The organism is Marinactinospora rubrisoli (assembly GCF_042664915.1).
GTDB lineage: Bacteria > Actinomycetota > Actinomycetes > Streptosporangiales > Streptosporangiaceae > Marinitenerispora > Marinitenerispora rubrisoli.
Window position 1 is genome coordinate 135,980 of sequence record NZ_JBHTBH010000003.1, and the last position, 20,477, is coordinate 156,456.

At 72.0% G+C, this 20,477-nt stretch carries 15 protein-coding genes, 1 other RNA gene and 1 pseudogene; 11 read left to right on the forward strand and 6 right to left on the reverse strand.

Annotated elements, in window-relative coordinates:
- Positions 1-129: 129 nt before the first annotated feature.
- A complete protein-coding gene (locus ACFQRF_RS07405) occupies positions 130-4,992 on the forward strand; it encodes an NAD-glutamate dehydrogenase (RefSeq protein WP_379869939.1) in 4,863 nt (1,620 codons plus the stop codon).
- A gap of 99 nt (positions 4,993-5,091) precedes the next feature.
- On the opposite strand, the gene ACFQRF_RS07410 is transcribed toward ACFQRF_RS07405, so the two are convergent.
- Entirely contained in the window at positions 5,092-5,649 is a 558-nt protein-coding gene (locus ACFQRF_RS07410; protein WP_379869941.1) for an SMI1/KNR4 family protein, read from the reverse strand.
- Between the two features lie 103 nt (positions 5,650-5,752).
- Here ACFQRF_RS07410 and ACFQRF_RS07415 point away from each other — a divergent pair, with 103 nt between their 5' ends.
- The 7 genes from ACFQRF_RS07415 to ssrA all read left to right on the forward strand — a co-directional run bounded on the left by ACFQRF_RS07415 (position 5,753) and on the right by ssrA (position 13,193).
- On the forward strand, positions 5,753-6,580 hold the full coding sequence (locus ACFQRF_RS07415; protein WP_379869942.1) for a tetratricopeptide repeat protein: 828 nt from the start codon (positions 5,753-5,755) through the stop codon (positions 6,578-6,580).
- Positions 6,581-6,649: 69 nt separating this feature from the next.
- Positions 6,650-7,765 carry a peptide chain release factor 2 gene (prfB, locus tag ACFQRF_RS07420; protein ID WP_379869943.1) on the forward strand — a complete coding sequence of 372 codons (1,116 nt, stop codon included), beginning with the start codon at positions 6,650-6,652 and terminating at the stop codon, positions 7,763-7,765.
- 404 nt (positions 7,766-8,169) lie between these two features.
- Positions 8,170-8,859 carry a cell division ATP-binding protein FtsE gene (ftsE, locus tag ACFQRF_RS07425; RefSeq protein ID WP_379869945.1) on the forward strand — a complete coding sequence of 230 codons (690 nt, stop codon included), beginning with the start codon at positions 8,170-8,172 and terminating at the stop codon, positions 8,857-8,859.
- A gap of 77 nt (positions 8,860-8,936) precedes the next feature.
- Complete coding sequence (ftsX, locus tag ACFQRF_RS07430; protein ID WP_379869946.1) at positions 8,937-9,845, forward strand: permease-like cell division protein FtsX; 909 nt, start codon at positions 8,937-8,939, stop codon at positions 9,843-9,845.
- 43 nt (positions 9,846-9,888) lie between these two features.
- Entirely contained in the window at positions 9,889-10,353 is a 465-nt protein-coding gene (gene smpB / locus ACFQRF_RS07435) for an SsrA-binding protein SmpB (protein ID WP_379869947.1), read from the forward strand.
- Positions 10,354-10,503: 150 nt separating this feature from the next.
- A complete protein-coding gene (locus tag ACFQRF_RS07440) occupies positions 10,504-12,480 on the forward strand; it encodes a penicillin-binding transpeptidase domain-containing protein (RefSeq protein WP_379869948.1) in 1,977 nt (658 codons plus the stop codon).
- Between the two features lie 341 nt (positions 12,481-12,821).
- Positions 12,822-13,193: a transfer-messenger RNA gene (gene ssrA, locus ACFQRF_RS07445) on the forward strand.
- A gap of 111 nt (positions 13,194-13,304) precedes the next feature.
- Here ssrA and ACFQRF_RS07450 read toward each other — a convergent pair.
- A complete protein-coding gene (locus tag ACFQRF_RS07450; protein ID WP_379869950.1) occupies positions 13,305-13,970 on the reverse strand; it encodes a DUF3159 domain-containing protein in 666 nt (221 codons plus the stop codon).
- Positions 13,971-14,322: 352 nt separating this feature from the next.
- Between ACFQRF_RS07450 and ACFQRF_RS07455 the strand changes: the two genes are divergently transcribed.
- A complete protein-coding gene (locus ACFQRF_RS07455; RefSeq protein WP_379869951.1) occupies positions 14,323-15,057 on the forward strand; it encodes a MerR family transcriptional regulator in 735 nt (244 codons plus the stop codon).
- Positions 15,058-15,085: 28 nt separating this feature from the next.
- Here the strand turns inward: ACFQRF_RS07455 and ACFQRF_RS07460 are convergent, their stop codons facing one another.
- A complete protein-coding gene (locus ACFQRF_RS07460; RefSeq protein WP_379869953.1) occupies positions 15,086-15,394 on the reverse strand; it encodes a hypothetical protein in 309 nt (102 codons plus the stop codon).
- 106 nt (positions 15,395-15,500) lie between these two features.
- Positions 15,501-16,547 carry an aminotransferase class V-fold PLP-dependent enzyme gene (locus ACFQRF_RS07465; protein WP_379869955.1) on the reverse strand — a complete coding sequence of 349 codons (1,047 nt, stop codon included), beginning with the start codon at positions 16,545-16,547 and terminating at the stop codon, positions 15,501-15,503.
- Between ACFQRF_RS07465 and ACFQRF_RS07470 the strand changes: the two are divergent.
- A pseudogene (locus ACFQRF_RS07470) lies at positions 16,546-16,956 on the forward strand (EamA family transporter); the annotation flags it as partial. The gene ACFQRF_RS07465 and the pseudogene ACFQRF_RS07470 overlap by 2 nt on opposite strands.
- A 43-nt stretch (positions 16,957-16,999) precedes the next feature.
- On the opposite strand, the gene ACFQRF_RS07475 reads toward ACFQRF_RS07470, so the two are convergent.
- Positions 17,000-17,833: a hypothetical protein gene (locus ACFQRF_RS07475; RefSeq protein WP_379869957.1), complete on the reverse strand. Its 834-nt coding sequence runs from the start codon at positions 17,831-17,833 to the stop codon at positions 17,000-17,002.
- A gap of 107 nt (positions 17,834-17,940) precedes the next feature.
- Between ACFQRF_RS07475 and ACFQRF_RS07480 the strand changes: the two genes are divergently transcribed.
- Positions 17,941-18,873 carry a hypothetical protein gene (locus ACFQRF_RS07480; RefSeq protein ID WP_379869958.1) on the forward strand — a complete coding sequence of 311 codons (933 nt, stop codon included), beginning with the start codon at positions 17,941-17,943 and terminating at the stop codon, positions 18,871-18,873.
- Positions 18,874-19,025: 152 nt separating this feature from the next.
- Here ACFQRF_RS07480 and nagA read toward each other — a convergent pair whose 3' ends face one another.
- Positions 19,026-20,162: an N-acetylglucosamine-6-phosphate deacetylase gene (nagA, locus tag ACFQRF_RS07485; protein ID WP_379869960.1), complete on the reverse strand. Its 1,137-nt coding sequence runs from the start codon at positions 20,160-20,162 to the stop codon at positions 19,026-19,028.
- Positions 20,163-20,477: the final 315 nt, after the last annotated feature.

The following is a 20,477-nucleotide window of genomic DNA, read 5'->3' on the forward strand; positions in this document are numbered from 1 at the left end:
CGGACCGGCCGTTCCCGGCCGCCCGATCGGCGTCCTCGGCGCGCCCACAGGTCGACATCACCCGACGTCTGGGCCGACCCCAGACGCCTGGCGCAACCCCCGACGACTCACAAGGGAGTGAGATCGCACATGTCCGGGCAGTCAGACGCCGTAACGGATCAGCTTCTGCACGACGCCGTGACCCACTGGCCCGAACTCTCCGACCGGTCGCCCGACGACGGCGACGAGGTCGAACGGTTTCTACGGCTGTACTACCGACACGTCGCGCCCGAGGAACTCACCGAGCGCGCACCGGCCGAGATCTGCGGAGCCGCCGCGGCCCACCGCCAGCTCGCCGGATTCCGGTCGCCGGGCCGCGCCCGGGTCCGGGTCTACACGCCCACCCAGGCCGAACACGGCTGGGACGTCGGGCACTCCGTCGTGGAGATCGTCACCGACGACGCCCCCTTCCTCGTCAACTCCGTCACCATGGAGCTGAACCGGCAGGGCGTCGGCGTGCAACTCGTCATCCACCCCCAGCTGCGCGTGGAGCGCGACCTCACCGGCCGGCTCATGGCGATCGAACCGGACTCCTACACGCTGAAGCCGCTCGCCGAGTCGTGGATGCACATCGAGATCGACCGGCAGAGCGACCCCGCCGTGCTCCGCCAGTTGGAGACCGACCTCGAACGCGTGCTCACCGACGTGCGGCACGTGGACGAGGACGCGGCCAAGATGCGGCACCGCGCCGCGTCGCTCGCCGAAGAGGTCGCCGAGAACACCGCGACGCTGGTGCGCGGCGGCGTCGAGGAGCGCGAGATCCTGGAGAGCGTCGAGTTCCTGCGCTGGGCCGCCGACCGGCACTTCACCTTCATGGGCTACCGCGAGTACCTGCTCGTCGCCGACGAGGAGGGCCGCGAGGGGCTGCGTGCGCAGGCCGGCAGCGGGCTGGGCCTGCTCCGGCTGGACGGCGCGATGTCGTCCAGCTTCGCCGCACTGCCGCCCGAGGCGCGCGCCCGGGCCCGCGAGCCGCACGTGCTGGTGCTGACCAAGGCCAACTCCCGCGCCACCGTGCACCGCCCCCGCTACCTGGACTACATCGGCGTCAAGAAGTTCGACGAGCAGGGCAACGTCATCGGGGAGCGGCGCTTCCTCGGCCTCTTCACCTACGAGGCCGACACCGCCAGCATCTCCCAGATCCCCATCCTCAAGCGCAAGCTCGCCGAGGTCCTCGACCTCGCCGGATTCGACGAGGACAGCTACGACGGCAAGGACCTCGTCGAGATCCTGGAGGGCTTCCCCCGCGAGGAGCTGTTCCAGACCTCCGTGCCCGAGCTGCACCGCATCGTGCGCGGCGTGCTCCGGCTGCGTGAGCGCCGCGGCAGCAAGCTGTTCCTGCGCCGCGACGTCTACGGCCGCTACATGTCCTGCCTGGTCTACATGCCGCGGGACCGGTTCAACACCAACGTCCGGCTGGAGATCCAGCGGGTCCTCGACCGCGCCTTCCACGGGGCCACCATGGACCACAGCGTCATGGTCGGCTCCGCGCCGCTGGCCCGCGTGCACATCATGGTGCGCGCCCGGCGCGGCGAGGCGCTGCCCGAGGTCGACCACGACGCCCTCGAAGCCGAGGTCGCGGAGGCGGCGCGATCCTGGGACGACGACCTCATCGCCGCGCTGACCGACCGGTTCGGGCCCGACCGCGCCACCGAGCTGCTGCACCGCTACGGGCAGGCGCTGCCCGAGGGCTACAAGGCCGATACCGACGCCGCCACCGCCGTGGACGACATCTCCCGCCTGGACGTGCTCGGCGCCGACGAGCTCACGGTCAACCTGTACCGCCCGGCCAGGTCCGCCGGCGACCTGCGGTTCAAGGTGTACCGCAGCGGCGAGCCCATCTCGCTGTCCCGGGTGCTCCCGTTGCTGGAGCACATGGGCGTGGAGGTCGTGGACGAGCGCCCCTACCGGGTCGGGCAGGGGGAGCTGTGGCTGTACGACTTCGGGCTCGCCCCCGTGCAGACCGCCGACCTGCCGCCCGCACGTCTCAAGCAGCTGTTCGAGGACGCCTTCGTCGCGCTCTGGCACGGCCACGGCGAGTCCGACCGCTTCAACGCCCTGGTGCTGCGCTGCGGCATGACCTGGCGCGAACTCACCATCCTGCGCGCCTACGCCAAGTACCTGCGGCAGACCGGCAGCACCTTCTCCCCGGCCTACATCGCCGACGTGCTCGTCGCCAACGTGCACATCGCCAACCTGCTGGTGCGGCTCTTCGAGTCCCGGTTCGACCCGCGGCTGGGGACCGGCCGGGAGGAGCGCAGCGAGGCCATCGCCGAGGAGATCCGCGGCGAGCTCGACCTCGTCGCGAGCCTCGACCACGACCGGATCCTGCGCGCCTTCCTCGCGCTCATCGAGGGCACGCTGCGCACCAACTTCTTCCAGCGCGACCCCGACTCCACCGCGCCCGACGAGGGCCGGCCGTACCTGGTGTACAAGCTCGACCCCGAGAACATCCCGGACCTGCCGGCGCCCCGGCCCAAGCGTGAGATGTTCGTCTACTCGCCGCGGATGGAGGGCGTGCACCTGCGGTTCGGCTCGGTCGCCCGCGGCGGCCTGCGCTGGTCCGACCGGCCGGAGGACTTCCGCACGGAGGTGCTCGGCCTGGTCAAGGCGCAGATGGTGAAGAACGCCGTCATCGTGCCCACCGGGGCCAAGGGCGGCTTCGTGTGCAAGCAGCTGCCGGTCGGCGCCGATCGTGACGTCGTCCAGGCCGAGGTGGTGGCCTGCTACCAGCAGTTCATCAGCGGCCTGCTGGACGTCACCGACAACCTCGTCAACGGCGACGTCGAGCACCCCGCCGACGTCGTGCGCTACGACGGCGACGACTCCTACCTCGTGGTCGCCGCGGACAAGGGCACCGCGACCTTCTCCGACATCGCCAACCGGATCGCCGCCGAGCGCGGCTTCTGGCTCGGCGACGCGTTCGCCTCGGGCGGCTCCGTCGGCTACGACCACAAGGCCATGGGCATCACCGCCCGCGGCGCGTGGGAGTCGGTGCGCTTCCACTTCCGCGAGATGGGGGTGGACGTCCAGAACGAGGACTTCACCGTGGTCGGCATCGGCGACATGTCCGGTGACGTCTTCGGCAACGGCATGCTGCTGTCCCCGCACATCCGGCTGCTCGCGGCGTTCGACCACCGGCACATCTTCCTGGACCCCGACCCGGACCCGAAGATCTCCTTCGCCGAGCGCCGCCGGCTGTTCGAGCTGCCGCGCAGCTCCTGGGCCGACTACGACCCCTCCCTGATCTCCGCCGGTGGCGGCGTGCACGCGCGCACCGCCAAGGCCATCCAGATCACGCCGCAGGTCCGCGCGGCCCTCGGCATCGACGACGGCGTCACCTCGCTGACCCCGTTCGAGCTGATCCGGTGCGTGCTCAGGGCCCCGGCCGACCTGCTGTGGAACGGCGGCATCGGCACGTACGTGAAGGCCACCGGCGAGACCAACGCGACGGTCGGCGACAAGACGAACGACCCGGTCCGGATCGACGCGCCCGAACTGCGCGTCAAGGTGGTCGGCGAGGGCGGCAACCTGGGGCTGACCCAGCTCGCCCGCATCGAGTACGCGCTCGGCGGCGGCCGGATCAACACCGACTTCATCGACAACTCCGCCGGTGTGGACACCTCCGACCACGAGGTCAACATCAAGATCCTGCTGGACCGCGAGACCCGCGCCGGCCGGCTCACCCGGGAGGAGCGCGACGAGCTCTTCCTCAGCATGACCGACGAGGTCGCCGGTCTGGTGCTGCGCAACAACGACGACCAGAACGTGGCGCTCGCGGCCGCGCGCACGCAGGCACCCAGCATGCTGCACGTCCACGCCCGCTACGTGCGCCGGCTGGAGCGCGCCAAGAAGCTCAAGCGCAAGATCGAGTTCCTGCCCGACGACAAGACGATCGCGGCGCGGCGCTCGGCCGGCCAGGGGTTCACCGGCCCGGAGTTCGCCACGATGCTCGCCTACGCCAAGATCACCCTCGGCGAGGAGATCCTGGCCTCGGACCTGCCGAACGACCCGTACCTGCGCACCACGCTCACCGCGTACTTCCCCACGGCGCTGCGCGAGCGGTTCGCCGAGGCGATGCCGCGGCACCCGCTGAGCCGGGAGATCATCACCACCCAGGTGGTGAACGACATGGTGAACCGGTCCGGCAGCACGTTCGCCTTCCGGCTGAACGAGGAGACCGGCGCCGGAGCCGAGGACATCGCGCGGGCCTACCTCGTGGTCCGCGAGGTGTTCGGGATGCGCGACTTCTGGCGGCAGGTCGAGGAGCTCGACCACCAGGTCGACGTCGACACCCAGCTCAAGATGCTGCTGGAGGGGCGCAAGCTCACCGAGCGCGCCTCCCGCTGGCTGCTGCGGAACCGGTCGGCGCCCTTCGACCTGGGACAGGAGATCGCCTTCTTCCGCGAGGGCGTGGCGGCCATCCTCCCGCAGCTGCCCACCCTGCTGCGCGGCGGTGACCTGGAGGCGTTCTCCGATCGCCGCGCGCAGTACGTGGGGCGCGGGGTGCCCGAGGACCTCGCCGAGCAGGTCGCCGGCATGGTGGCGGCGTACTCGACCTTCGACCTGGTCGATGTGGCGCACCAGACGGGCCGGGCGCTCCGAGAGGTCGCCGAAGTGTACTTCCACCTCGCCGAGGAGCTGCAGATCAGCCGGCTGCGCGAGCGGATCGTCGCCCTGCCGCGTGACGACCGGTGGAGCACGATGGCGCGCTCGGCCGTGCGGGAGGACCTGTACGCCGCGCACTCCGAGCTGGCCCGCAACGTGCTGGTGTCCGGCCGCCCCGGTGAGACACCGGACGACCTGCGCGCCCACTGGATCGAGCAGAACGTCAGCGCCGTGGGGCGTGCCCGTCAGACGCTCTCCGAGATCTGGGAGAGCGAGCGCTTCGACCTGGCGACGCTCTCGGTGGCCTTGCGGGCGATCCGCTCGCTGGTGACGTCCAGCGCGAGCTGAGCCGTTCCGTCCCGGTGGCCGCGGTCTCTCCGGAGGCCGCGGCCACCGGCGTTCCGGCGCCGTGCCCGGCCCGGTCCGTCCCCGGGCGGCCCGCCGGCCTCAGCCGCCGGTGTCGAACCAGTCGCGCCCGGCCGCCCAATGCCGCACCCAGCCCAGCAGGCCCGGCCCGGCGGTGCTGAACGGGCCTGCCAGTGGTTGCGCGCCGTCCTCGCAGAACCACCACACCCGGCCGCGCTGCGGCCCGGTGATCACCAGCCGCCAGTCCATCCCGCAGCCGTCGGTGCCCAGCGGCAGCGTGCCGCTCGTCCACGCCTCGGCCACCAGCGGCTCGACCACGGCGTCCGGCCGTGGGTCGTCGCGCCACGCCCATGTCTCGGTGAGCGGGAACGGCCGGGTCAGATCGATCCCCTCCGCGCGGACCGAGCCGTCGCCCCCGGTGAGGCTGTCGTCCAGCCGCAGCAGGCCGTAGAACGGCGGCCCGCCGGGGCAGCCGTCACCGATCACCGCGACCAGGCTCCGGTACGGCTCGGGCAGCGTGACGCCGAACGCCTCCTCCCGTTCGCGCACCCCGGCCGGGCCGAGGGGCGGGCCGAGCGGGACGTGGCCGAACGCCGCGCGCAACGCCGCGGGTTCGGTGTCAGAGGCATCGGGCCACATGCCGCGAGAGACTACCGATTCAGCGTCGAGTGCGGAGGAACTTCCGACGCCGGGCATTGTCGGACCCGTCCCGGTCTGCTGCAATGTGGGGGTGAACTCGGGCGTGCGGTCGGCAGGCCGCGACGAACTTGCGGAGCGGGTGGCCGGCGCCTGGCACGACCCCGAACGGCTCCGCGCGCTGGTACTGGGCGCGCTGGACGACGGCCTCGGGCGGGAGGTGCTTCCCGCGGCCGAACGCCTTCGCGACATCGACGGCGACCCCGAGCGCGGGACGCTCGTCCTCGCGCTCGCGCTGCGCGGCTGCGCCGAACACCGCCGGGCCGAGGACGTGCTGGTCCGGCACATCCGCGCGCACGGCGGCAGCGCCGACACCTGGTTCGCCCTCGCGCCGCTGGCCTCGTGGCGGGGCAGTACCGCCGACGTCGACACCGCCCTGGACAACGCCCTGCGGTACGACCCGAACCACGCCGACGCGCTCGCGTGGGGGTACAAGCACCAGGCGCGCCGGCACGACGACGCGCACGCGCTGCGGTGGCTGGAACAGCGGGCGCGGGACAGCTGGCGGGCGACCGTCATGCTCGGCGAGCTGGCCCTGCACCGTGGCGACGTCGACGCCGCCGTGGAGCGGTTCGCCGCCGCGTGCGCCCTGCATCCGCGCCGCCCCGGGCCGCTCGACGCCGCGGCCCGGGCGCTCGCCGCCGCCGGGTACGACGACGCCTGCGCCCGGCTCGTCGTGGCGCACTGGACCGGATCCTGCGGCCCCTGGCCACTGATCGAGGCCGTGGAGGCGTGCCTGCGCCGCGGCCGGGCCGCCGACGCGGCGCTGGCCCTGGCCCGGCTGCGCGGCGTCGAGCTGTCCCCCGAGGCCGCGGAGTGGACCGCGGACCTATCGCTGCGGGTGGACGCGGCCTGCCTCGCCGCGGGCATCTGACCGGACGGCGCGCCCGGGCCGCCGCCCGCTGCGGACGGCACCCGCCCAACAGGCCCTAGACTTGCGAACGTGGCAGAACTGGACCCCGCGGAACAGATCAAGGAACTCTCGTCGACCCTGGCGAGTGTGGCCTCCGTGCTCGACCTTGACGGCAAGCGCACGGAGATCGAACAGCTGCGCGAGCAGTCTGCCGACCCCGAGCTGTGGAACGACCAGGACAACGCCCAGCGGGTGACCCGCCGGCTGTCGTACCTGGAGTCCGAGGTGACCCGGGTGGAGAGCATCCAGCGGCGGCTGGAGGACCTGAGCGTGCTGTTCGAGCTGGCGGCGGCCGAGGACGATGCCGACACGCTGGCCGAGGCCCAGGGCGAACTCGCCGCGCTGCGCAAGGACGTCGGCGACCTGGAGGTCCGCACGCTGCTCTCCGGCCCCTACGACGAGCGTGAGGCGCTGGTCACCATCAACGCCCAGGCCGGCGGCGTGGACGCGGCCGACTGGACCCAGATGCTGCAGCGCATGTACCTGCGCTGGGCCGAGCGGCACGGCTACCCGACGGAGATCTACGACACGTCCTACGCCGAGGAGGCGGGGATCAAGTCCACGACCTTCGCGGTGAAGGCGCCGTTCGCCTACGGCACGCTGCGCGGCGAGCACGGCACCCACCGGCTGGTGCGCATCTCCCCGTTCGACAACCAGAGCCGCCGGCAGACCTCGTTCGCCGGAGTCGACATCGTGCCCGTGGTGGAGCAGAGCGACCACATCGACATCGACGAGGGCGACCTCCGCATCGACGTCTACCGGTCCAGCGGCCCCGGCGGCCAGGGCGTGAACACCACCGACTCCGCGGTGCGCATCACCCACCTGCCCACCGGCATCGTCGTCTCCTGCCAGAACGAGCGGTCGCAGCTGCAGAACCGGGCCACCGCGATGTCGGTGCTCCAGGCCAAGCTGCTGGAGCGCAAGCGCCAGGAGGAGCGCGCGGCGCTCGCCGAGTTGCGCGGTGAGGCGGCCAGCAGCTGGGGCACCCAGATGCGCAACTACGTGCTGCACCCGTACCAGAACGTCAAGGACGTGCGCACCAACGTCGAGACCGGCAACACCGGCGCGGTCCTGGACGGCGAGATCGACGATTTCATCGACGCCGAGATCCGCTGGCTGCGCAACCAGGAGCGTGACGAGGAGTAGCGGAAACCCCTCGGAGCGGGGTGTGGCGGTGACGACGGGTATATGTGACCGTTATGACCGGTTGACGGTTCCGATATGCTCTACCCTGCTGAAGCAGCCACCGCCGGTGAACGGCGTGGGGCGGGAGGCGCCCGGCCGCCGGACACGGTGCGGCGGGCGCGGTGCCGGGTCGCGGTCGGACGCGACCACCGTGCCGGCCGCGGACCTCACGGTCAACGCGGTCGCACGGCGGACGTGATCGCCGATCCCGGCCCGGAGCGATCCGGGCCCTCGGCGCATGCCGATCTGGACATTCCGGGTTGCATTCCCCCCTACACTGTCGATTGGCCCAGTGGCCGTACCGGCCCCGCGCGGATCGGAAGCCGCCTGGGCACCCCTACCTCCGAGAACCTTGTGATGCTCCTGTGATACACCTCGAAAACGTCACGAAGGTCTACCCGACCCAGAAACGCCCGGCCCTCGACGGCGTTTCCATCGACGTCGACAAGGGAGAGTTCGTCTTCCTGGTCGGCCCGTCCGGCTCGGGTAAGTCAACGTTCCTGCGGCTTGTCCTCAAGGAGGAGAAGCCCACCAAGGGCAGGGTGCACGTCGCGGGCAAGGACCTCGCGCGCCTGTCCAACTGGAAGGTGCCGCACCTTCGGCGCCGCATCGGCTGCGTGTTCCAGGACTTCCGGCTGCTGCCCAACAAGAACGTGTTCGAGAACGTCGCGTTCGCGCTGGAGGTCATCGGCAAGCCCCGCCGGTTCATCCGCAAGGTCGTCCCGGAGGTCGTGGAGCTCGTGGGCCTGGAGGGCAAGTCGACCCGGATGCCGGGCGAGCTCTCCGGCGGTGAGCAGCAGCGCGTGGCCATCGCGCGGGCCTTCGTCAACCGGCCGCAGATCCTGCTGGCCGACGAGCCCACCGGAAACATCGACCCCGCCACGTCGATCGGCATCATGAAGGTGCTCGACCGCATCAACAGGACCGGAACGACCGTCGTCATGGCGACCCACGATGCCGCCATCGTCGACTCGATGCGCAAGCGCGTCATTGAGCTCGAAGAGGGCCAGGTCGTGCGGGACCAGACGCGTGGCGTCTACGGCCAGGCCTACTGACGGCCCGGTCGGCTGCGCGTTCCAGCGCTGACCGAGCAGCGCGGCGAAGCCCGACAAGGATGGACCCTTAACACATCATGCGAGCACAGTTCGTACTTTCAGAGATCTGGATCGGCCTACGCCGCAACCTCACGATGACCATCGCGGTGATCACCACGGTGGCCATCTCGCTCGCGCTCTTCGGCGCCGGCCTGCTCATCAACCAGCAGGTCACGGAAATGCGCAGGACGTGGGATTCACAGATCTCGCTCACGATCTACCTGTGCACCGACAACTCGCCGAGCACAGTCTGCGAGGAGAACGGCGCGGCCACCGACGACGATCGTGCGGCGATCCAGGCCGACCTGGAGCAGATGTCGGAGGTCGCCAGCGTCGAGTACGTGACCGCGGCCGACGCGTACGCCGACTTCCAGCAGCGCTTCTCCAACCAGGAGGCGCTCGTCGAGGCCACCCAGGAAGGCGACATCCCGGACAACTTCCGGGTGAAGCTGGCCACCCCGGACGACTACGAGGCGGTGCAGAGCGCGGTCGAGGGGCGTCCCGGCATCGACACCATCTCCAACGACCAGGGCGTGCTGGACCGCTTCTTCGGGCTGCTCGACGGCCTCAAGTGGGCGGCGCTCACCGTCGCCATGGTGCAGCTCGTCGCCGCGGCGCTGCTCATCGGCAACACGATCCGGCTGTCGGCCTACAGCCGCCGCCGCGAGACCGGCATCATGCGGCTGGTCGGCGCGTCCAACTTCTACATCCAGCTGCCGTTCCTGCTGGAGGGCGCCATCTCCGGCCTGATCGGCGGTATCTTCGCCTCCGGATTCATCTTCGCCACGAAGTACTTCCTGCTCGACCGGATCCAGTCCTGGTTCCAGTTCAACGTGACGCTCGGGCTGGGTTCCGTCTTCTACGTGATCGGTGTTTCGATAATCCTGGGCGTGCTGCTCTGTACCATCGCATCGTTCCTCACGTTGCGCCGCTACCTGCGCGTCTGAGCCCGCGGCGGCCCGCGCGCGTGCGGCAGGAAGGGGAGATCCAGTGCCACGGGAGAAGGGGCAGAAGCCCATCGCCCAGAACCGTCGGGCCCGGCACGACTACCACATCGACGACACCTACGAGGCGGGGCTGGTCCTCACCGGCACCGAGGTGAAGTCGCTGCGGGCCGGCCGCGCCTCGCTGGTGGACGGATTCGCCCTGGTGAAGGACGGCGAGGTGTGGCTGGAGAACGTCCACATCCCCGAGTACTCGCAGGGCACGTGGACCAACCACGCCGCGCGCCGGCCGCGCAAGCTCCTGCTTCACCGTGAAGAGATCGCCAGGCTGATCGGCAAGACCCAGGAGCCGGGCCGCACTCTGGTCCCGCTGTCGCTGTACTTCCGCGACGGCAGGGCCAAGGTCGAGCTCGCGCTGGCGCGCGGTAAGCGCTCGTACGACAAGCGCCAGGCCATCGCGGAACGTGAGGCGGCGCGCGAGGTCGAACGGGCGCTCCGCCGCCGGCGCTGAGCCGAGAGCCGCCGGGCGCCCGGCCGCGGCACCGCGGCCGGGCCGCATCCCGCGCCGCTCCGCCGGTGTCCCGGGGCGGTTCCGCGCTCCGCGGCCGTTCGGCACGGAGCCAACGACAAGCGCACAGGCGCTGTGAAAGGACCATCGAGGGTGTCCCCCCGTCACCTCCGTCGAATCCTCGCCGCCGGCGCGAGTGTCGCCATGGCGGCCACCGTGACCGCGTGCGCGGCAGAGCCCAGCCCCGAGGTCGCCGTCCGGACCTTCCTGCTGGACTGGCAGGCCGGTGACTACGAGGCCGCGGCCCGCCAGACCGACGGCGACGTCGAGGACGTCGCCCAGGCGCTGCGGCAGGCGCGCGACCAGCTCGACATGGCCGCGCTGAGACTGGGCCTCGGTCCCATCTCCCGGGAGGGCGACTCCGCCACGGCCACCTTCGAGGTCCAGGCCGACCTGGGCATCGGGGACCCGGTGTGGAGCTACGAGGGCAGCATGCCGCTCGCCCGCAGCGGCTCCGGGTGGGCCATCCAGTGGTCGCCGGCGGTGATCCACCCCCGTCTGGGCGAGGGCGAGCGCCTTGCCGTCACCTATGACGTGCCCGACCGGGGCCAGATCTACGACCGGAACGAGAACCCGCTGGTGGGCGGCACCGACGTCGTGGCGTTCGGAGTCCGGCCGGCCCGGCTCGACGACGTGAGCGAGGGCGTCACCGCGCTCGCCGAGCTGCTGGACGAGGACCCCGAACCGCTGCTCAACCGGGTCCGCTCGGCGCCCCCGGAGGAGTTCCAGCCGCTGGTGCTGATGCGCGCGAACGACGTCGCGCCGTCGCTGCTCACCCGGGCCGGGCGCATCGCCGGTGTGGAGACCGCCGAGCTGACCATGCCGCTCAACCCGACGATGGCCGCCGGGGTGATCGGCGACGTCGCCGGGACCGCCGAGCACAAGGTCTCCTCGCGCGTCTCCGGGCCGTACCAGGCCGGCGACACCGTGGGGCTGGGCGGCCTGCAGAGCGTCTTCCAGCAGCAGCTCGCCGGCACCGCCACCACCAAGATCGTCACCCTCGACCAGCAGGGCCGGCAGACCGAGGTCCTGGAGGAGTGGCCGGGCGAGTCGAGCGGCTCGCTGACCACCACGCTGGACAGCGTGGTGCAGGAGGCCGCCGAAGGCTCCCTGGCCGGCATCAGCGCGATCGTGCGCAACGCCGCGGTCGTCGCGGTGGACGCGCGCACCGGCGAGGTCCTGGCCGCCGCCGACCAGCCGGACACCACCGACCACGCCGGCACCTTCACCAGCGAGTATCTGCCGGGCGAGGCGTTCACCATCGTCTCCGCCGCGGCGCTGCTCGGCACGGGGGAGGTCACGGCCGACACCCCCGTCGCGTGCGACCCGGAGCTGAACGTCGGTGACCGCACGTTCAGCAACGCGGGCGGCCAGCTGTGGGGGCAGCCGACCCTGACGCAGAACTTCGCCAACGCCTGCACCACCGCGTTCGCCGGCCTGGGCGAGCGGGTCGGCCCGGACCGGCTCGCCGAGACCGCGGCCGACTTCGGGATCGGCGGTGACTGGGGCCTCACGGTCCCCACGTACCCCGGCGAGATCTCCGTGGCCGATGGCGCCGCCGGGACGGCCGCCGCCCTGGTGGGCGCCGAGGGAGTCCGGGTGAGCCCGCTGACCATGGCGCTGGCGGCCGGCGCGGTCGCCGACGGCTCGTGGCACCCGCCGCGGCTGGTCACCGGCGACGAGGAGCCCGAGGAGACCACGCCGGGGGTCGAACTCGACCCGGACACCGTGCAGGCCCTGCGCGCCATGATGCGCGCCACCGTGCAGGAAGGCGCCGGGACGGGCGCCAACATCGGCACGGTGCCGGTGCACGGCCAGACCGGGACCGCGCCGCAGCAGGTCGACGGCGAGGACGTCGTCGTCCAGTGGTTCGTCGGTTTCCAGGGCCAGATCGCCTTCGCGGCGGCCATCGAGGTCACCCCGGACGCGGGCGGCTACTCCTACGCCGTCGGCGCGATCGCGGACTTCCTGCAGCGCCTCCCCTACGACTACGTCGAGGACATCGGTGCGTCGGAGGAGGCCCAGGCCGCCGGCACCGGCGCCGCCGCGGGCGCCGGCCCGGCGTACTGAACCGGGGCGGCCCCGGCGATGACGACCGCCCCGCGCGACCGGGCAACCATCCGGGCCGCGCGGGGCGTCTTTCTCTATGACTGGCCCACAGAGGGGGCTGTGCGGACCAGTCATGAATAGCAGGACCTCATCTCGGGGGAGGCCCTGTGGTTCGAGGCCGGCCTGACCCTGCCGGCCGCCCTCGCGGGCAGCGTTGATGGATCCCGTCCGCGCCCGCGGGGGTTTCTCGCGTCCTGAGGGAATCGACTTGGACCGCGCGGCGTTGGAACGGTAGCGTATGAGGGTACGGCGGCCACGGCCGCACGTGCGCGCGGGTCCCAGGATCCGTTGAAAATTCCACAGGGGGTGATCGGTTTCGACTTCGGTAGACGCTTCAGGGGAAGCGGGCCGAGGGTTGCGGTTGTGACCTCGTTAATCCTGCGATCGCACCAACAACAAGTGCCAATTCCAAGCGCACTGAGTTCGCTCTCGCTGCCTAAGCGATAGCGTCTCTGTCGGTCTGGGTTCGTCTCCGGCCCAGGGTCCGGCATCGTTCAGGAGACTTACCGGTCGGGTCAGGCCACGGGGCCTGGCCGGGAAATTCACGTGGCTGGGCTCGTCAGCGACTTGTCTGCGTGAGCGCTGGAGCCGAGTAGAACGGTGAGCAGACTGCGCCCGGAGAAGCCCTGTCTCGGTACTGAAGGACGCGGGTTCGATTCCCGCCACCTCCACCTTTGCGGTCGCCGCATCGAATCGCGGCGACCGCTTCGAAGAGGCTGTGACCCTGGTTCCGCCAGGGGCGCGGCCTCTTCGTCGTTCCCGGAGCCCATGCCGGGCCGGCCATGTCAGACCTCATCGGTGGCCGGCGCGGGCGCGGTCCTGCGGAGCCGCTTGCTGGCGCGGCGGAAGGCCCAGAAGACCGCCAGCCCGGCCAGCACCGTCAGCGGGGTCCCCGTGACGACGTCCATGGTGGCCAGCCAGCCGGTGGAGTCGGCGAGGTAGGCCCACTGCTGGGCACCGAAGCGGGCGGCGAACATCGCCGTCACCGCGAGAGTGGCGAGATCGTGTGCGAGCAGGGTCGGCCGGTCCTCGCGCCAGGCGTGCCCGCCGCCGTGCACCGCGTTCCAGATCACTCCGGTCAGCGGCCGGCGCGCGACGAGTGAGACGAGTGCGGCGACGGCCCCGAGCAGGGCCGCCCAGATGCCGATGAGGAAGAAGTCGTTGGCCGACCCGGTCCAGGCCGAGACGCCCCCGGCGGCCGCGACGCCGATGACGCCGCCCAGGGCGTTCATCACGGTCTCTCCGCGTAGGAGTTGCAGCACGCCGATCGCCAGAGCGACGGCGATCGCGATGCCGATCGCGACGGGCAGCGAGACGAAGGCGACGACCGTGGCGAACACCACGACGGGCACGGCCGCGTACATCATCGTCGTCAGGACGCTCTGCTTCGCGGGCGCTGCCTGTACGGCGGTCTCGCCGGGGTGGTCCTGGGCGAGGCTGGGGTCGGTCATGGTCTTCGTCCTCCCTGCTGCTGGGAATGCGCTCGGCGGCGCGGAAACGGCGGTCAGGTCCTCGTCGGGGTCATGCCGATCCTCGTCTTCGGGCTCGGTCACGTGGTCCGTGCCGTGCTCAAGGAAAGGCCGTGCCGTAACGGCACACTCAAGTTCCGGTGACTGTGACGTGAGCCACGAGCGATGAGACACGTGGCCGTCACGGCGCGCTCGCTCCCTGAACCGAGTGACGCGCGCCACTTTCCGGGGGGTTGAGCGGGCCTGCGGTTGACCGTGCCGCAACGGCATGGTTTCGACTGGTGCGTGGCGGCGCGCCGGCCGGCGCGGGGCATCATCGGGAGAAGGGACGGTCATGGCGTGGAGTACCCGTGAGCTCGCCGAACTCGCCGGCACCAGCCTGCGGGCCGTGCGGCACTATCACGAGGTCGGGCTCCTCGACGAGCCCGAACGGCGGGCCAACGGCTACAAGCAGTACGGAGTCGCGCATCTCGTCCGGGTGCTGCGGATCAAACGTTTGACCGACCTCGGGTTCTCCCTGTCCCAGATCGCCGACATGGGAGAGGCCGACCACCATCCGGAGGAAGCCTTGCGCACTCTCGACGCCGAACTCGCCGCCACCATCGAACGGCTGCAGCGGGTCCGCCTCGAACTCGCCCTGATCCTGCGCAAGTCCGCGCCCACCGACCTGCCCCCCGAGATCGGCCCGGTCGCCACTCAGGCCGACCTCTCCGACGCCGATCGCGCACTCGTCGTCGTCATGTCCCGCGTCCTCGGCCCGCGGGGGCTGCAGACCTACAGCGACCTGCTCCAGGACATTCCGCGGGACCCCACGGACGCCGAGTTCGATGCCCTGCCCGCCGACGCCGACGAAGCGACCCGCCAGGACCTGGCCGAACGCATGGTCCCCTACCTCCGCGAGCTGTTCGCGGAGAATCCCGGACTCGACGATGTGCACAGTGACGCCCCGAAGGGGCCGCGCTTCGCCCTGGAGACGGTCGGCAAGGCGCTATGGGAGCTTTACAACCCCGCCCAGCTCGACGTCATGAGGCGTGTCCGCGACCTGACGCACGGGGAAGGGCGCGCCTGACCGAGGGGCCGAGGCCGGCGGGCCGGAGTCAGCCGTCGGCGGCGCCGATCAGCCAGGCCGTCCGGTACGCCGTGAGGGCGATGGTCTCGCTGGTGCCGAGTTGCACCCGGAAGGTCGTGAAGAACGCGTAGTCGTGCTCGCGGCGCTCGCAGGTGACGTCCTCGGTGGCGCAGCTCGACGTCGGATTGCTCACCCGAAGGAACGGCACGCCGTCCTCGATCACTCTCGCCCACACCCCGTAGGGGGTCAGCGCCGCGGCCAGCTCCGAGAGGTGGCGGCGCTCGGCCGAGTGCGCCAGCGGCGGTGTGGTGGGGCGGGCGTGTTTGGGGAAGGCCATGGTGGTGTCCTCGCAGCAGTCGACAGACCCTTCACTCAGTGTGACGGTAGGGTCGCCGATGTGCGCGGAACGTGACCGCGACACGCCGTGCGTGCGTCGTCGCAGGTCAGCGCGTCGCGCGCAGTGCCTCGGCCGCGCGGTCCACGTCCTCCTCGGTGGTGTAGAGGTGGCAGGCGACCCGGAGCCGGCCATCGCGCTCGGACGTCCAGATGCCCGCAGCGGCCAGCCGGTCGGACGTGCCGGGCGGTGCGTCGACCGAGACGATCGCGGACTCGCCGGGCGGCAGGTCCAGCCCGGCCAGGAACCGGTTGGCCAGCGCCACGTTGTGCGCGTGGACGCGCTCCACCCCCACGTCGGCCAGCACCCGGATCGACGCGGCGGCCCCGACCGCCGCGAACCAGGCCGGTGAGATGTCGAACCGCGACGCGCCTTCGGCCAGCTGCATGTCGGGGCCGTAGAACGCGCCCATCGGGTCCGCGGCGGCCATGGGCCCGGCATTGTGGGGGCGCATGACGGAGCGCAGCCGCGGCGAGAGGTACCCGAACGCGATCCCGCGCGGCGCCATCAGCCACTTGTAGCAGGAGCAGACCACGGCGTCGAAGTCGGTCGCGTTGAGCGGCAGCCAGCCCACCCCCTGAGTCGCGTCGACACTGACCAGGGTGCCGTGCCGCCGCGCCGCCGCGAGGACGTCGGCGACCGGCGCGATCTCGCCGCCGGCCGACTGCACCAGGCTGAACGCCACCAGCCAGGTCCGGTGGTCGATCGCGTCGGCCAGTTTCGCCAGGGGCACGGTGACCACCTCGACCCCGCGGTCGGCCTGCGCCAGCCACGGATACAGGTTCGACGTGAACTCGACCTCGGGGACGACCACCCGCGCGCCGTCCGGGACCGCCGCCGCGATCGTCCCCAGGATCTGGGAGGTGGCCGACCCGTGCACGACGTCCTCCCGGTCGGCGCCCACCAGCTCGGCGAACGCCGCGCGCGCCGTCTCGGTGGCCGCACCCCACGCGCCCGGACCGCCCGTCCCGTGCCGCCAGGTGTCCACCGCCGCCTGCAGCGCCTCGTGGGCCGGCCGGGGCGGGATCCCGTACTGCGCGGTGTTCAGCCAGGCCGAACGGACGTCCCAGAGCCGCTGTGCCGATGCGAGGTCCATGCGGTCCAGAATCTCAGACCGGCCGGCGGCACACGCGTGGGGCGCCCGGTTTCGCGGGCCCTACCCGAAGGCGCGGCCGACGCCCGACGCGCTGAGCTGGACGGTGTGGGTCAGCCTCATCCCGCCGGTGCCGCTGATCGTGCTGTCCCTGGTCTTCGAGGACCCCGCCGCCGACCTGGCGGCGCTGCGCTCGATCGGCCTCGCCGGGCTCGGTGCGATCGGCTTCGCCGCCTGCGACCGCTTCGGGTTCGGCGCCTGGGGCTTTCTGCTCCGCCGCTACGACGCCTCGATGGTCGCCCCGTTCTCGCTGCTCGTCCCGGTATTCGGAATGGGCTCGGCGGCGCTGTTCCTCGGCGAGGACATCAGCGGGCCGGGCATGGTCGCGGCGGTGCTCCTGGTCGGCGGAAACGCGATCACTTCCTTCGGCGGCCCGGAAGCGGGCCCCTGGCCCGTCACGCCCGGCCCGCTCGCCGCCGCCTCTCCGCCAGGAAGCCGGGATCGACGCAGTTGTCCCACCCGTCGGCGCTGCGGTGCTCCCAGTTCCACTCGTCCATCAACTCGTGGTACTCGTGCTGGACGCGGTGCACCACGCGTTGCCGCCAGCGGAACTCCACCCGCTGCGCGGAGGGCTTGACGGACGCGGATCCCTGCCCGGTGAGGACGCCGAGTTCCGGCGGGAACAGGGACGCGAAGGAGCTGTCGTCATACGCCGGTGTCGTCGGGGTGACCAGCCCGCCGGGACGGACGTCGGTGACCGGCGCGTTCCACACGACCTCGTGGAGGACCGGCCCGGTCTCCATGTCCGACCGGTCGTTGCCGGTCACGTAGTGCCCGTCCACCGCCAGCCGCCATACGCCGTCCGTGAGGCGTTCCCATGACGGGGCCGGCCCCTGGCCGGGTGGGCGCAGGCCCGGGAGCGCCCCCACAGGGGCGGTGACCCGGACCTCGTCGAAGCCGTACCGGCAGGGGCGTGACTCCGCGTCGTCGGATCCCGGGTCGGGGCCACGAACAGAGTCGACGCTTCCGTCACCGTCGTTGTGCGTGCGCTCCCATATGCCGCCGTACCGGCCGGCGTGGTCGTGGATGAAGTCCCAGCCCGCGCCCTTGCCACTCCCGTACTGCAGGTCGACCCGGCGGCCGTCAGGGAAGAGCCGCACCACGACCGGAACCCAGTACGACCCCCGGTCGGCCAGCACCTGTTCGGTGATCCACTCGGCCTCCGCCCGGTCGATCACCTGCCCAGGTCGGGCGTGGATCCGCAGATACGTGGTGAAGATGTTCGACATCGCGTCCTCGCGTGCGATGGTGCCGCCGAAGTTCGGTCAAGATCGGGGACCGCGCGCCCGTTCGTTCCCCGATGGTGAATTGCCCCGAAAAACGGCACGATGGCGGCGTGATCGCCACTTTCTATCGCGGATCAGGGCCCTACTGCTATTCGAATTGCCTGACCATGGTGCTCGGCGCCGACGCGCCCGATACCGCCGTCATCGAAACGGTCACCGGCAGCCCCTTCGGGATGCAGCTGATCGGCGGCTCGGTGCCGTTCTTCGACCCGTACGGCTGGAATCCGGACCTCGGCATCGATGACGCGCTGGCCGTCCTCGGCTGGACCGCGGAGACCACCAGCGAGGAGGACGCCGACGCCGCCCTCGACCGCCTCCGCGCCCGCCTGGCCGACGGACCGGTCCTCGCCGGACCGGTCGAGATGGGGCTCCTGAGGTACCAGCCCGGCAAGACCGGGCCGATCGGCGCCGACCACTACCTCATCGTGCTCGCCGTGGACGACGAGCACGTCACCGTGCACGACCCGCAGGGGTACCCCTACGCGCGGTCGCCGCTGGCCGACTTCGCCGCGGCATGGCGTGCCGACACGATCGACTACGGCAGGCCGCACACCATGCGCGCGAACTTCACCCGCCGCACCCGGGTCGAGCCCACGGACGCCATCGCCGCGTCCGTTCCCCGGGCCATCAGCTGGCTCGCCGGAGAGGGCGCCCGCCACGCGCCGCCGGGCGGCCTCGGCAACGGGGACGCGGCATTGGCGCTCGCGGAGCGTGTCGAATCCGGTTGCGACGACGCGCTCCGCGAGCATCTCGTCCACTTCGCGGTCCGGGTCGGCGCGCGGCGGCTGTCCGACGCCGCCGCCTGCCTGCACCTCGCCGGGTACACCCGCGCGGCCGGCATCGCGGCCGAGCAGGCGCGGCTGATCGGCGCGGTCCAATACCCGCTGGTCACCGGCGACGACCGCTCCGCCGCCGCGACGCTGCGCACACTCGCCCCGACCTACGGCGAACTCCGGGCGGCCCTCACCCGGCACCCGCGATAGCGCGGCCGGGCACACCGGCCGCCTCGGTACGGCCCGCACCGGATCCGCGCGGGGCATCGGCGGCCGGTTCCGGCCACCCGACGCGCCCACGCGGCCATCGGGGCCGCCGAACGACCGGAATCCGCGCACCGGCCCGGTCGGCGGCATCGGCGTCAGCCCGGCCGTACCGCCCACTCGCCGCCGGCCAGCACGCCGGCCGTGGCCAGATCCTCGTCCAGCACGAGCAGGTCCGCTCGGTACCCCGCGCGCAGCTCGCCCACGCCGGGCAGGCCGAGCGCGCGGGCCGGGACGGTGGACGCCGCGCGCGCCGCCGCCTCCACCGGCACGCCGACCTCGGCCACCGCCCGGCGGATCGCGTCCGGGAGCACGATGGTGCTGCTGGCGATCGCGCCCGTCTCCACCACGATCGCCCGCCCGCCGGCCACCCGGACGCGCAGTCGGCCCAGCGTGTACTCGCCGTCGCCCAGCCCCGTGGCCGCCATCGCGTCGGTGACCAGCGCGACGCGCTCCGGACCGGCCGCCCGGAACGCCATGCGGACGGCGGCCGGGTGCACGTGGACGCCGTCGTTGATCAGCTCCACCGTGACCCGCTCGTCGCCCAGCGCCGCGGCGATCGGGCCCGGCTCGCGGTGGTGCAGCGGGCGCATCGCGTTGAACAGGTGGGTGGCGACCGTGGCCCCGGCGTCGAACGCGGCCCGCGCCGTGTCGTACTCCGCGTCGGTGTGGCCGACAGCGGCCACCACCCCCTGTCCGGTCGCGGCCCGGATCAGCTCCAGCGCGCCCGGCAGCTCCGGCGCCACGGTGATCATGCGGACGTGCCCGCGCCCCGCCTTGAGCATGCGGTCGAACTCCCGCAGGTCCGGCTCCCGCAGCAGCGCCGGATCGTGGGCGCCGCACCTGGAGCGCGCGATGAACGGCCCTTCCAGGTAGATCCCGGCCAGCTCCCCGGAGTCGGCCAGCTCGGCCAGCGCGGCGATCTGCCGCAGCGTGTCCTCCGGGGTGGCCGCCACCAGGCCGCCCACGACCGACGTGACCCCGTTCCGCCGGTTGAACTCCACGATCCCGCGCGCCAGCTCCGGGTCGGCGTCGGTGAAGGCGGCGCCCGCGCCGCCGTGCACGTGGATGTCCACCCCGCCGGGCAACACCCACCGCCCGCCCAGGTCGGTGCCACCGGCGCCGTCCGGTGGCGCACCGGCGCCGAGCGCCGCGATCCGGCCGCGCTCCGCGCGCAACCAGCCGTCCTGCACGCCGTCGGGAGTCACCAGCCGTGCGTTCGTCACCAAGACCATCTGCCGCCTCCTGTGCCGGATACCACACATCATGCGGCGCCGCGCCGACCGGTCCAACAGGTGGGTCGGGGAACCCCGGCAGAACCCCCGTGGCGTGCGCCGATTCCCCGACCGGCGTCCCCGCCCCCGTGACCGGCATCGGCCCGGCGGCGCCGACAAAACCGCCCGCCGCGCATTGACGATAGCGGCGGCGCCCGCTCATGATGGTGCAATGACCGCCGGTGAGCTGCTCGTCCAGCGCCTGCACGTCGATCTCCGACAGCAGGCCAGCGCCCTCTGTCGTAGCTGAGCGCACGTGACAGGGCCGTGTGCCCT

What these genes read in the sequence shown, in the direction of transcription:
- ACFQRF_RS07405 (WP_379869939.1), top strand. Translation starts at nt 130, where the DNA reads ATGTCCGGGCAGTCAGACGCCGTAACGGATCAGCTTCTGCACGACGCC.
- ACFQRF_RS07410 (WP_379869941.1), bottom strand. Translation starts at nt 5,649, where the DNA reads ATGTGGCCCGATGCCTCTGACACCGAACCCGCGGCGTTGCGCGCGGCG.
- ftsX (WP_379869946.1), top strand. Translation starts at nt 8,937, where the DNA reads ATGCGAGCACAGTTCGTACTTTCAGAGATCTGGATCGGCCTACGCCGC.
- ACFQRF_RS07450 (WP_379869950.1), bottom strand. Translation starts at nt 13,970, where the DNA reads ATGACCGACCCCAGCCTCGCCCAGGACCACCCCGGCGAGACCGCCGTA.
- ACFQRF_RS07455 (WP_379869951.1), top strand. Translation starts at nt 14,323, where the DNA reads ATGGCGTGGAGTACCCGTGAGCTCGCCGAACTCGCCGGCACCAGCCTG.
- ACFQRF_RS07460 (WP_379869953.1), bottom strand. Translation starts at nt 15,394, where the DNA reads ATGGCCTTCCCCAAACACGCCCGCCCCACCACACCGCCGCTGGCGCAC.
- ACFQRF_RS07465 (WP_379869955.1), bottom strand. Translation starts at nt 16,547, where the DNA reads ATGGACCTCGCATCGGCACAGCGGCTCTGGGACGTCCGTTCGGCCTGG.
- ACFQRF_RS07475 (WP_379869957.1), bottom strand. Translation starts at nt 17,833, where the DNA reads ATGTCGAACATCTTCACCACGTATCTGCGGATCCACGCCCGACCTGGG.
- nagA (WP_379869960.1), bottom strand. Translation starts at nt 20,162, where the DNA reads ATGGTCTTGGTGACGAACGCACGGCTGGTGACTCCCGACGGCGTGCAG.